This is a genomic window from Enterococcus sp. AMC2644 (assembly GCF_058216475.1).
The window spans coordinates 1,606,426-1,618,911 of record NZ_CM177095.1; the positions used below are offsets into that span (position 1 = coordinate 1,606,426).

Here is a 12,486-nt window from a genome sequence, read left to right on the forward strand (position 1 = left end):
ATAGCATAGACCTTTTCTATAATGAAAAATACCTTGTGATTTTTCCGTAATAAATCATTTTAAAATTCGAGATGAAACTCTAGATAAAAGCTAATACCATAAGGGTTTCAACAGATGTGTAGAAATGTACATATTACAAATATTTTACAAATTGAGTTTTGCGATGCTTAAACTTTTATTAAGAAAAAATAACCTGTATACTAAAAAATGTATTAAAAAAAATGGAGGTCAAAAAATGGAGAAGACTTTATCAAGAAAAGAACTTAAACGAATAGAACAGCATCCGCATTTATATCGTAAAATGAAAAAAAGTGCTGCAGTTTTAGGAAGTACTGTTACAGCAATTTCTGTTGCAACACCGTTACTACCGACTGTTGAAGTAGAAGCTGCTGAAAATGAATCTCAACAAACTGCTGTTTATTCTTCAACAAATTCTAATGCATATATCGAGCAACTAGCTGCGCATGCCCAGTCAATTGCTGGTCCTAATAATTTATATGCTTCAGTAATGATTGCGCAAGCGGTTATTGAAAGTGGTTGGGGACAAAGTGGACTGTCACAATCACCATATCATAATCTGTTTGGAATAAAGGGTAGTTATAATGGCGAAACTGTGTACATGAATACACAAGAGTATTTAAATGGACAATGGGTGACCATGAAAGAACCATTTAAAAAATATCCTTCATTTACAGAGTCATTCCAAGACAATGCGAATACGTTAAAAAATGTCTCTTTACAGCCCGGTGTATATTATTATTCAGGTGCTTGGAAAAGTAATACGTCTTCTTATCGCGATGCTACTGAATGGTTAACAGGCCGCTACGCTACTGCACCAAATTATGCTAGTGCATTAAATAATGTTATTGAAAGTTATGATTTAACACGTTATGATTCCTCAAGTTCTGCAAATTCTAATGGAATAATAAATACTAATACGAACAAACCAACTGATGACAAAATTTCAACATCAGCAAAGCCATCTGCCAATGGTCAAAGCTATAAAGTTCAATCAGGAGATTCTGTTTGGTTAGTTGCCAATAAGCATGGAATGACAATGGATGAATTGGTCAGTTTAAATGGAATTCAAAATAACTTTATTTATCCAGGTCAAACATTGATTGTATCGAAAAGTGATTCTAGTTTTGCTAACAAACCAAGTCAACCCAATACATCAGAACAATCAAATAAACCAGCAAAGCCAACTACAAACACAAATGGTCAAGGGTCATATACAGTGAAGTCAGGAGATTCTGTTTGGTTAGTTGCAGATAAACATGGAATGACAATGGATGAATTGATTAGTTTAAATGGAATTCAAAATAACTTTATCTATCCGGGTCAAACCTTGAAGGTATCTAAAGGTGGCTCAGTTTCTAGCAATAAACCAAGCCAAGCAAGTACTTCGGCAACGTCAAATAACAACACTGGAAGTCAAGGGACATATACAGTGAAGTCAGGAGATTCTGTTTGGTTAGTTGCAGATAAACATGGAATAACAATGGATGAATTGATTAGTTTAAATGGAATTCAAAATAACTTTATCTATCCGGGTCAAACTTTGAAAGTATCTAAAGGTGGTTCAGTTTCTAGCAATAAACCAAGCCAAGCAAGTACTCCGGCAACGTCAAATAACAACACTGGAAGTCAAGGGACATATACAGTGCAATCAGGAGATTCTGTTTGGTTAGTTGCAGATAAGCATGGAATGACAATGGATGAATTGATTAGTTTAAATGGGATTCAAGATAACTTTATCTATCCAGGTCAAACTTTAAATGTCTCAAAAGGTAACTCAGCTTCTGCCAATCAGCCGAGTCAACCTAAAGAGTCAACCATACCGACAACACCGACACAACCGTCAGTGTCACAAACCAACAATAACACTGATAAATATACGGTTCAATCTGGTGAATCTGTTTGGTTGATTGCTGATAAGTTTGGTATAACAATAGACGATTTGTGCAATTGGAATAATATCCAAAATAATTTCATCTATCCAGGTCAAACTTTGATTGTAAAAGGTAATTCGACTTCTGCCAATCAGTCGAACCAATCAAACGCACTGGCTACACCAACTACCAACGTAACAACAAACAATAATGCTAATGTAACAACATACAAAGTTCAATCAGGGGATTCCGTTTGGTTAATTTCAGATCGATTTGGAATCACGATTGATGAGCTAAGTAGTTGGAACAACTTAGAGAATAATTTTATTTATCCAGGTCAAACACTAAAAGTTGCTTAGTCGCAAAGTTTAAGAGAATGGCTCCTGAAAGTTTTGTTTTTCACAAAGCATCAAAGATAAACTCAAGGCACTTTCGTAAAAGAAAGTGCTTTTTTTATAATATTATCATCTTATTTTAACATTAAAGTTGTCAAATTTTAATTATAATATTTGTTATATAGAAAAAAATTCAAAAAAATAAGATAAAAAAGATTGACCAGTAAACAAGTGGTTCGTTACTATAGAGAATAAATGAAATGAATCGGGAGGAAATTGAGTGAATATTCAACAAATGCGTTATGTCGCAGCAATTGCCAATAATGGTAGTTTTCGAGAAGCAGCTAAAAAATTATATATTTCGCAACCAAGTCTTTCCCATGCCATTAAAGAGTTAGAAAAAGAGTTAGATGTTCAACTTTTTGAACGTACGAGACAAGGAGCTTCATTGACTTCTGAAGGAATGGATTTTTTTCAATATACCCAGCCTATTTTGGCTCAAGTGGAGTTATTAGAAAACCGTTATTTAGCAAATGAAGAAAATGAAAAGCATTTTTCTATTTCTAGTCAACATTATGATTTTCTATCAATTATGATTAGTCAGTTAATCCGAGATTTTCCTGATTATAATGATTTTCGAATTTTTGAAAGTACAACTTTAAATGTTATTAAAGATGTGGAACAATACCGAAGTGAATTTGGTATTTTATTATTTAATGATTCAAATCAAGCAGGTTTAAGTCGCTTATTAGAAAATGGGGAATTAGAATATGAGATTTTAACAACGTTTCATACCCATATCTTTATGCGAGAAGGACATCCTTTAGCAACTAAATCCGTGATTGACTTAGCTGATTTACATGATTATTCACAAGTTCGTTTTACACAAGAAACGAATAATTATACGTATTTTGCGGAAGATTTAATTGATTTTCCAGGTATTACTCAAGTAATTCATACGAGCGATCGAGCAACACTTACAGGTATTCTACAGCGAACAGATGCCTATGGTTCAGGTTCAGGTTTAGTAGAAGATCCATGCAGTCAAGGGATTGTTTTAATTCCTTTAGCTAATTCACCAGAAAATAAAATGGTGATGATTAAAAAGAAAAGTCGCAGAATATCAGCGATTGGCGAAGCTTTTTTAACAAATTTGAAAAGATATTTCATGGATTTTCAAGAAACCCAGAAAAATAAAAAGAAATAAATTGAATTCAATGCGCTTTTTTGATAGTATGAACTCAATAATGACTTATGCGCATTTGAAAAGGAGTAGTAAATGGCGTTCTTTTTTTAGAGAGTACATGGTTGGTGAAAATGTACAAAAGACCTGTTGAACTCGCCTTTGAGTGTTTGATTTTCTTGAACCTTAATATAAAAGTGTGTAGAGAAAATCCGGTGACGACCGTTACAACGTTTGAGGTTGGAGTATGTCCAACGAATATAGGTGGTACCACGTCAATTACGTCCTATAAGAGGCTTTTTTGTGCTTCTTATAGGACTTTTTATTTTATTAAGGAGGCGTCAAGTAGTGAATTATAATCACAAAGAAATTGAAAAAAAATGGCAAAAGTATTGGGCCAAAAACAATACGTTTAACACGCATGATGAAACAGGTAAACCTAAATTTTATGCTTTAGATATGTTTCCATATCCATCTGGTCAAGGACTACATGTTGGGCATCCAGAAGGTTACACAGCGACAGATATTTTAGCACGTTTTAAACGTAGCCAAGGTTACAATGTGTTGCATCCAATGGGGTGGGATGCTTTTGGTTTGCCTGCGGAACAATATGCATTAGACACAGGAAATGACCCTGCTGAATTTACAAAGAAAAATATTGAAACATTCCGTCGCCAAATCAATTCATTAGGTTTTAGTTATGACTGGAATCGTGAAATTAATACCACTGATCCGGATTACTACAAATGGACGCAATGGATTTTTACAAAATTGTACGAAAAAGACTTGGCTTATGAAGCTGAAGTCGCAGTAAACTGGGTTCCAGAATTAGGAACAGTTATTGCGAATGAAGAAGTAATTGATGGGAAAAGTGAACGTGGTGGGTACGATGTTGTACGTAAACCAATGCGTCAATGGATGTTGAAAATTACAGCATATGCTGATCGTTTATTGGAAGATTTAGACGAACTAGATTGGCCAGAAAGCATTAAAGATATGCAACGCAATTGGATTGGCCGTTCAGTTGGTGCAAATATAACTTTTAAAGTTGCTGGTACTGATAAAGACTTTACCGTTTTTACTACTCGTCCGGATACGTTATTTGGCGCAACTTATGCTGTATTAGCTCCAGAACTAGAACTTGTTAAAGAAATTACTACTCCTGAACAAAAAGCAGCAATAGATGCTTATATTGAGGAAGCTTCCAAAAAATCAGATTTGAATCGTACAGATTTAGCTAAAGAAAAAACGGGTGTCTTTACAGGCGCTTATGCGATTAATCCAGTAAATGGTAAAGAAATTCCAATTTGGATTGCTGATTATGTTCTAGCAACTTATGGAACTGGGGCAATCATGGCAGTTCCAGCACATGATGAACGTGATTATGAATTTGCTAAAACTTTTTCTTTAGAAATCATTCCCGTTCTTGAAGGTGGCAATGTAGAAGAAGCGGCCTTCACAGAAGATGGGGTGCATATTAATTCTGATTTCTTAGACGGCATGAATAAAGAAGAGGCTATTGCGAAAATGGTCGCATGGTTGGAAGAAAATGAGGTTGGTAAACAAGAGGTTAGCTACCGTTTACGTGATTGGTTGTTTTCTCGTCAACGTTATTGGGGTGAGCCAATTCCAGTGATTCATTGGGAAGACGGAACAACAACGACTGTTCCTGAATCTGAGTTGCCATTACGTCTACCAAAAACGGATGATATTCGTCCAAGTGGAACAGGTGAGTCTCCATTAGCAAATATTGATGAATGGGTAAATGTAGTTGATCCTGAAACTGGTAAAAAAGGTCGTCGCGAAACAAATACAATGCCACAATGGGCAGGAAGTTCATGGTACTTCTTACGCTTCGTTGATCCACATAACAAGACTGAATTAGCAAGCTATGAAAAACTAGAGCGCTGGTTGCCAGTCGATATTTATATTGGGGGAGCGGAACACGCAGTTTTACACTTATTGTATGCGCGTTTCTGGCATAAATTCTTGTACGATTTAGGTGTAGTACCAACGAAAGAACCATTCCAAAAATTATACAATCAAGGAATGATTTTAGGTTCAAATAACGAAAAAATGTCTAAATCACGTGGCAATGTTGTGAATCCTGATGACGTTGTAGCACAGTATGGTGCCGATACTTTGCGTTTGTATGAAATGTTTATGGGACCATTGGATGCTTCAATTGCCTGGAGTGAAAATGGTTTAGAAGGAAGTCGCAAGTTCCTTGACCGTGTATGGCGTTTAATCGTAGACGAAAATGGCAAAATGCGTGACCGCATTACCACTTTTAATGATGGTAAATTAACAAAAGTTTACAATCAAACTGTTAAAAAAGTTACGGAAGACTTTGAGCACTTACACTTTAATACTGCTGTTTCTCAACTGATGGTTTTTGTAAATGAAGCCTACAAAGCAGATGCACTTCCTTATGAATACGTTGAAGGATTTGTCCAATTGCTTGCTCCAATTGCCCCACATTTAGGCGAAGAGCTTTGGTCAATTCTGGGGAATGAACAAGATATCTCATATGTTGCCTGGCCAACATATGATGAAGCAGCCCTTGTAGAAGACGAAGTTGAAATTGTCTTACAAGTTAATGGTAAAGTCCGTGCTAAAATAAACGTACCTGCTAAAGCGAACCGTGAAGAATTAGAAGCAATTGCTAAAGCAGATCCTACAATTCAAGAACAAATTACTGGAAAAACAATCCGTAAAGTGATTGCTGTACCAGGAAAACTAGTTAATATTGTAGCTAATTAAGTAAAAAAACAAAAACCGCTCATTCTGCTTTTCATGGAATGAGCGGTTTTTACCTAGGTAAATCAAATATGGCTATAAAGATTATTTTTTAAATAGAAGAAATAATCTATAATAGGGAAAAAGGATGTGATTGGATGAAAGTCGTAGCGATGCTGGATTCATTTAAAAATTGTGCAACTTCAGAAGAGTTAAATACTGCTGTTTTAGCTGGATTACCTGATAACGTATGGACGGAAAAGGTCAATATTCCGATTGCTGATGGCGGGGAAGGAACGATGGCAGCAATTTATGCTGAGCTTGGTGGTTCATGGCAAACAGTGACAACTAGCGATCCATTAGGAAAACCCATCACGGGCAGCTATTTGTTAAGTTCTTATGAAGGTCACCTCATAGCAATAATCGAAGCAGCCGTATTTATTGGTATTCATTTAGTGGAGCCATCGGATGAGGTTGTTCGCCAAGCTACTTCTTATGGTTTAGGATCAGTGATTAAGGATGCATTAACACATGAAGTGACACAAATTTATTTAACTTTAGGAGGTAGTGCGACTTCAGATGGGGGTTTGGGATTACTACAATCTTTAGGAGGAAAAATTACAGGTAACTTAAAGGGAAATCCTTTGTTGGCAATCCAACACCTTGATTTAAAAGACATTTACCCTGATTTAAAAAATGTAGAATTGCTAGCTTTAGCTGATGTTGTTAATCCTTACCTAGGTAAAAATGGGTTTGCTAAAGTTTTTGCACCACAAAAAGGTGCGTCCACAGCAACTATCGAACAGATGGAATGCCAAGCACAATTAGTTGTACAAGAAGTGAGGCAGCAAATTCATTTAGACCTAGCTACTATTTCTGGTACAGGAGCAGCAGGAGGTTTGGGAGGTGCTGTCGTTGTATTAGGTGGTAAAATTGTACCGGGTTTTGTTACCTTGCAAAAAATATTACGATTAGAAGAAAAAATTCAAGATGCTGATTTAATCTTTACTGGAGAAGGAAAAATTGATAGGCAAACAGATCAAGGAAAAGTACCTTATGGTGTTGCTCAGTTAGCAAAAAAAATTGAGATACCTGTTATTGGATTATGTGGAAGTCGCACAGCCGATATTGGAAAAATGACCGAGGGAACCCTAGGTGTTTTTAGCATTCAACAAGCACCTATCTCATTGGAAAAAGCTATGGAAAAAGAGCGAACATTAAAAAATGTCCAATTATTGGCTAAAGAGTTGGCTCAAGTATTTATGTACAAATAAAAAACAAGCTGCTTAGAGTAATAAACAGCTTGTTTGGATTATTAATTATTCAGCATCATAAGTGACTTCAACGTTCCCATTGATGGCTTTTGAATACGGGCAAATATTGTGTGTTTCTTCCATGTATTTCAAGGTTTCCTCTTTTGAAAGACCTTCGATTTTACCAATTAAATGTACTGCTAAATGCAATGTATGATAATCAGGTAAATCACCTAATAATGTTACTTCTGCACGAACAGACCGAGGTAGGTCACCATGGCCATCACGTTCTAATGGGAAAATAAGAGCACCATTGAAACATGCAGAAAAGCCTGCAGCAAATAATTCTTCAGGGTTTGTATAACCTTCTTTTTTCGTTCCAGTTGTTTTGACTTCGAAATCACCATTTAACGATTTACTTACGCCTTCACGACCGCCTTCGTTAATCACTGTTGAAACGCCTAATTTTTTACTCATACAATAAACACCCTTTCATTTTTTAATCTATCTTAACTATAGTATAAAATGAGAAGAATGGAAACCGAAGTGCCTTATTATTTGAAGACAAAATAAAAGAGCGTAAGAAGTTACGCTCAGTTTACTTTTTTGTATAAGCAATACCGCAAAATAGTGCTCCTGTAGCAATGATTGGTAAAAACAATACTAAAAACAAGCCATGTGGCAGTGCAGAGCGGGTATGTAAGTGAGCCACATCAGGTAGACCAATCACACCTGTTGCTGTTAACAGTTTCCAACCTAAAAAACTAACGACCACAATCATCAATGCAGTAACTGCATAGAAAAGAAATTTCTTTTGTTTGCCCATGAAGCGTATCCCCTTTAATTTTACATTCACAATTATTATACAAGAAATTAAAAGAAATAATAGAAAATTTTTCAAAAATTTTCCTTTGTAATCATTTTGCAATAATTAGGCATTTGCTTGGATGAGTCGTTGTGTAATATGGAAGTCTCCCTCGTAAGGTTCTTGCACTCCCCGAACTTTCATCATTTGTTCGGTACCTTTACCCGCTAAAATTACGGTATCATCTGCTTGTGCCATTTCTACTGCGGTAGTAACTGCTTTCGCTCGATCTAATTCAATTTGAACAGATAATTGTGGGTTAGTGATAGCGTGGGAAATCTCCTCAATAATTGCTGCGGCATCTTCAAAACCAGGATCATCACTAGTTAAAATAGCAATATCAGCACATTCACTCAAAGCTTTACCAATATCAGGACGACGTGAAAGGGCTTTGTCGCCAGCGCTGCCTGTTACAATAATGACTCGGCCTTTTGGTCTTAGTTCTTTGGCGAACGCACCGATAGCTTTGATACTTAAATAATTGTGAGCGTAATCAATAAAAATATAGGCGCCATTGGTTTTTTCTAATAAGTTCATGCGACCAGGAACATGGCTTTGTGGTAAGCTTTCTTGGATAATTTCTTTCGCAACTCCAGCTAATCGTGTCGTCAAAATAGTTGCAGCAGCATTATCATGATTAAATGTTCCAAATAAAGCAAGTTGGTAATCGCCATTTGCATCTAATTCATCCTGAGTTGCTTCTAGATGGAAACAACGTGGGTTATCTAGTGATTGAATGCGATACGTACCTGTTTTTTGTCCAAAGGTGTAATAAGGGACTTGTTCTTTTTGGCAAATTTCTTCTAGCGTATCAAAATGATCACTATCATGATTAATTACCATCTGTTTACTGTTTGACAGCAATTGGCACTTACATGCGAAGTATTCTTCAAAGGTTGCATGCTCAATGGGACTAATATGGTCAGGACTAATGTTTAGAAAAATACCTGTTTCAAAAGTCAATCCAAAGACTCGCTTGGTTTTGTATGCTTGTGAAGAAACTTCCATTACTAAATGAGTCGTTCCGCTGGCTACTGCTAAGGCCATTTGACGATAAAGATCTAGAGCTTCAGGTGTTGTTAATTTGGACGCATAGAACGTTTTTCCATCTAATGTCGTTTCTTCGGAAGAAAACAAGGCTACTTTTTGATTAAACGCTTCATCTAAAACTTTTTTGATGAAATAAGCAGCGGTTGTTTTTCCTTTAGTACCAGTAATCCCAATTTTATATAATTTATCTTGTGGTTGCTGATAAAAAGCTTGTGCCACAATTGCCATGGCTTCACGAATATCGGTTACCAGAATGCCTTGTGCAGCAACGTCATAAGACACTTCAGACAGATAATGGGTAACGCCATCTTCCACTGCAGCTTCTAAAAGTTCTGCTTTAAAGTTTAATCCTTTACAAAAGAAAAGCGTTTGCTCTTTTAAGTCACGTGAGTCATAAGAAAGATAAGTAAACGTAATATCAGCTGATTTTTTTAGCATGTGCTGCCATTTTTCATTATCTGGCGTTTCTTGAAGTAAGTGGTGGTTGCTTAAAAGGTTATAAAGTTCATTAATTGTCATGGAATACATAAATAAGTTTACTCCTTGTCCTAAAGTTCTAGCTAATTATAGCATAGGATAGCAGAAACGGGCATTTTCGCAAGTTGAAATATTAAAACGGTGTAACGAATAGAAAAATAGATTGCGACAAAAAGCATTTCGCATTAGAATAAGAGATATGTATGAAAGAAAGTGGAGAAGAACTCAATGACAGATAATACAAAACAGGCTTCATCTGAATTGACAAATGAAGACAAAATGGCGCGTGGTTCTGCTTGGATGACCATTGGTAATATTGGCTCTCGGTTAATGGGTGTTATCTATATTTTGCCTTGGTATTATTGGATGGGTGAGTATGGCGATGTAGGGAATGCCTTGTTTAATATGGGATATAATGTTTATGCGCTTTTCATCATGGTTTCAACTGCAGGAATCCCTGCAGCGATTGCCAAACAAGTCGCATATCATAACTCAAGACAAGAGTATCGTACAAGTCAGCGTTTATTCCATCGTTCCTTGCAAGCAATGGCCGTTTTAGGGCTGGTTAGTGCGTTAATTATGTATTTTGCTGCACCGGTGTTGTCGCAAGCTGCTGGTGGTGGTGTCGATTTGATTCCATCAATGCGTTCGTTAAGTGTTGCAATTTTAGTGATTCCAGTGATGAGTGTAATTCGAGGATACTTCCAAGGAATTCAAAATATTGCGCCATTTGCGATTTCTCAGCTAGTAGAACAAGTCGCACGAGTTATTTATATGCTGATTGCTACCTTTATGATTATGAAATTAGGGGATGGTGATTATGTTGCTGCAGTCACCCAATCAACATTTGGTGCCTTTATTGGAGCGTTGGCAGGAGTAGGAATTTTAATTTATTATTTCCGTAAAGAAAAAATAAAAATGGATATTTTAGCAGAACACAGTAAAGAGACTGGCGAAGTTGATACGATTAAATTACTGATATCAACAATTAAAGAAGCCGTACCATTCATTATTTTAGGTGCGGGTCTTACCATTTTTAAATTAGTTGACCAGTATACATTTGTTCACACAATGAGTGGTTTTACTGAATATTCTAAGAATCAATTGATTTCATTAATGGCATTGTTTGGAGGAAATCCAGATAAGTTATCAATGGTTGTTATTGGTCTGGCAACCTCAATGGCAATTGTTGGCATGCCACTATTGACAGAGTCATACGCAAAACAAGATTATATTGGTATGGCCAAGTTAGTTACGAATAATCTACAACTATATGCATTCGTGATGTTACCAGCTACGTTTGGAATGATGATTCTAGCGTATCCTTTAAACACGATGTTTTATAAACCAGATCAATTAGGAGCAAATTTGTTAATCGCTGTGTGTATTTCTGGTTTAGCTCAAGGCTTGTTTATGGTAACTTCTATGATGTTACAAGGAATGTATGAAAATGGTTCAGCCGTTTTATTCTTCGTTATCGGTCTAATTGTCAAAATTGCTACACAAACTATATGTATTCGGACGCTAGAAGCTTACGGACCAATTGTTTCAACTACGCTAGGGATGAGTGTCGCTTGCTATCTAAACTTATGGAAAATTCATAAGAAAACGCGATTCAATGCACGTTTTACATGGAAACGAATAGCGTTAATCACCGTTATGACGGCGATTATGGTTTTAATTACTAGTCTTTCGAAAGTTGCTTTAGAAATGGGATTAAGTCCAGAGAGTAAAGCTCAGTCGTTTATTATTATTCTGGTTGTAGCAGGGATTGGCGTGCTTGTTTATGTCTATATGGCTTTAAAATTACGCCTTGCAGACAAATTACTTGGTTCAGGTATGGCAAGGTTTAGAAAAAAATTACACATTAAATAGGGATAGGTTCGGAAGGAATTTTCTTCCGAATTTTTCTGTTGAGAGGAGAAGAAATGCGCTTAGATAAATATTTAGCCGACATGGATTTTGGCTCACGTAAAGAAGTGAAAAATTTTATAAAAAAAGGGCTTGTTTCAGTCAATGGCACAGTGATTAAGTCTGATAAATTTCAAGTGAAAGAAAATGAAGATAAAGTGCTTTTTGATGGGGAAACAGTGAGCTATCAAAAATATTTCTATTACTTATTAAATAAACCAGCTGGAGTGATTTCAGCAACGATTGATGATTACGATGAAACTGTAATGGATTTATTCGATGACGAATATTATCGCGATGATTTATTCCCGGTCGGACGTCTAGACAAAGATACAGAGGGTCTATTGGTAATTACGAATGATGGTGCGTTAGCACATCGCTTACTTTCACCTAAACGCCATGTGGAAAAAGAATATTATGCGAAAGTTGCTGGTATTATGACACAGGCGGATGTGGATGCTTTTGAAAAAGGAATAACGATTGATGGTGAGCGCTGCTTGCCTGCTAAACTAATGATTGATGCTCTTGATGAAGAAGAGGGAACATCAGAAATCCGATTAATTTTGCATGAAGGAAAATTTCATCAAGTAAAACGTATGGTACAAGCAGTGAATAAAGAAGTGACTTATTTAAAGCGTATCCGGATGGGTGGTTTGGTTTTAGATGCGTCACTTGACTATGGAGCGTATCGAGTGCTAACAGCAGGTGAACGATCACTTTTAGAGTATAGAGAATAAGTGTTTAAGGAAAACAGCTTTGATTCGTTTTGAATCAAAGCTGT

8 protein-coding genes, 1 pseudogene and 1 other annotated feature are annotated in these 12,486 nt (G+C 36.2%); of the genes and pseudogenes, 6 read left to right on the forward strand and 3 right to left on the reverse strand.

Annotation, left to right across the window (positions count from 1 at the left end; genetic code table 11):
- Positions 1-235: 235 nt before the first annotated feature.
- The 4 genes and pseudogenes from AC4BC5_RS07840 to AC4BC5_RS07855 form a co-directional block, all read left to right on the forward strand.
- Positions 236-2,245 (forward strand): annotated as a pseudogene (locus tag AC4BC5_RS07840) (LysM peptidoglycan-binding domain-containing protein); the annotation flags it as partial.
- A 262-nt stretch (positions 2,246-2,507) separates the two neighbouring features.
- Complete coding sequence (locus tag AC4BC5_RS07845; RefSeq protein ID WP_490494887.1) at positions 2,508-3,434, forward strand: LysR family transcriptional regulator; 927 nt, start codon at positions 2,508-2,510, stop codon at positions 3,432-3,434.
- A 45-nt stretch (positions 3,435-3,479) separates the two neighbouring features.
- Positions 3,480-3,702 (forward strand) — a binding site (T-box leader).
- A 56-nt stretch (positions 3,703-3,758) separates the two neighbouring features.
- The gene (gene leuS / locus AC4BC5_RS07850) at positions 3,759-6,173 is read left to right on the forward strand and encodes a leucine--tRNA ligase (RefSeq protein WP_490494888.1); all 2,415 of its coding nucleotides are present in this window, start codon (positions 3,759-3,761) and stop codon (positions 6,171-6,173) included.
- Between the two features lie 134 nt (positions 6,174-6,307).
- A complete protein-coding gene (locus tag AC4BC5_RS07855) occupies positions 6,308-7,423 on the forward strand; it encodes a glycerate kinase family protein (RefSeq protein ID WP_490494889.1) in 1,116 nt (371 codons plus the stop codon).
- Between the two features lie 45 nt (positions 7,424-7,468).
- Here the strand turns inward: AC4BC5_RS07855 and AC4BC5_RS07860 are convergent, their stop codons facing one another.
- The 3 genes from AC4BC5_RS07860 to murE all read right to left on the reverse strand — a co-directional run bounded on the left by AC4BC5_RS07860 (position 7,469) and on the right by murE (position 9,845).
- Positions 7,469-7,879, reverse strand: a complete 411-nt coding sequence (locus AC4BC5_RS07860; RefSeq protein ID WP_490494890.1) for an Ohr family peroxiredoxin — start codon at positions 7,877-7,879, stop codon at positions 7,469-7,471.
- Positions 7,880-8,000: 121 nt separating this feature from the next.
- Positions 8,001-8,228: a hypothetical protein gene (locus AC4BC5_RS07865; RefSeq protein WP_490494891.1), complete on the reverse strand. Its 228-nt coding sequence runs from the start codon at positions 8,226-8,228 to the stop codon at positions 8,001-8,003.
- Positions 8,229-8,333: 105 nt separating this feature from the next.
- A complete protein-coding gene (gene murE, locus AC4BC5_RS07870; protein WP_490494892.1) occupies positions 8,334-9,845 on the reverse strand; it encodes a UDP-N-acetylmuramyl-tripeptide synthetase in 1,512 nt (503 codons plus the stop codon).
- A 177-nt stretch (positions 9,846-10,022) separates the two neighbouring features.
- Between murE and AC4BC5_RS07875 the strand changes: the two genes are divergently transcribed.
- Entirely contained in the window at positions 10,023-11,669 is a 1,647-nt protein-coding gene (locus AC4BC5_RS07875) for a putative polysaccharide biosynthesis protein (protein WP_490494893.1), read from the forward strand.
- Between the two features lie 53 nt (positions 11,670-11,722).
- The gene (locus AC4BC5_RS07880) at positions 11,723-12,442 is read left to right on the forward strand and encodes a pseudouridine synthase (RefSeq protein ID WP_490494894.1); all 720 of its coding nucleotides are present in this window, start codon (positions 11,723-11,725) and stop codon (positions 12,440-12,442) included.
- Positions 12,443-12,486: the final 44 nt, after the last annotated feature.